The 520-nt window shown below is 49.0% G+C and carries 1 protein-coding gene; it reads left to right on the forward strand.

Features of this window, described 5'->3' with window-relative positions; all coding sequences use genetic code 11:
- The coding region (locus AC5O77_RS22635) for a replication initiator protein A (RefSeq protein ID WP_494507280.1) at window positions 1–181 on the forward strand (181 nt) is incomplete at its 5' end.
- Window positions 182–520: the final 339 nt, after the last annotated feature.

Genomic DNA, 520 nt, shown 5'->3' on the forward strand with positions numbered 1-520 from the left:
GTTCAAGACCATTTACGAGCGCAGCGGCAGCGGAGGGACTCTCAAGAAATTCTCGCAAAACCTGCGGCGCATCATCGAAGCCAACGACCTGCCTGAGTACCACTTGCGAGAGGAAATTGGCCAAAGTGGACCGCAGCTCATCATGACGCTCCGCCCCGATCTGCCGTCAGGCGGTACCTAATAGACGGTGACCGAGATCACAAAAGGCCCCATTTGCGGGCCTTTTGCCGTTTGATTGCCGGACAAGGAGTGAATCAGTTCGCCATACTGTGGATACGCCGTCTAATAGGTACCGATCACCGTCTATTAGGTACCTTCTGACCGTCTATTAGGTCCCAATCACCGTCTATTAGGTACCGGGTTGTTTTGTAAGTCTATGTTTTTAAATTGAAAAATGGCTTTATTTTTTCCTAAAACTTCTTTTAAAACCATATATAAAACTGTTTAAAACCCGTTTGCCTGTGGATAACTCGAACCGAAAATTCGGTTTCACGGTCCAGACACGGGCACCCCTGCGGGG

It is taken from the genome of Stenotrophomonas sp. INTA L402-1, from assembly GCF_059295135.1.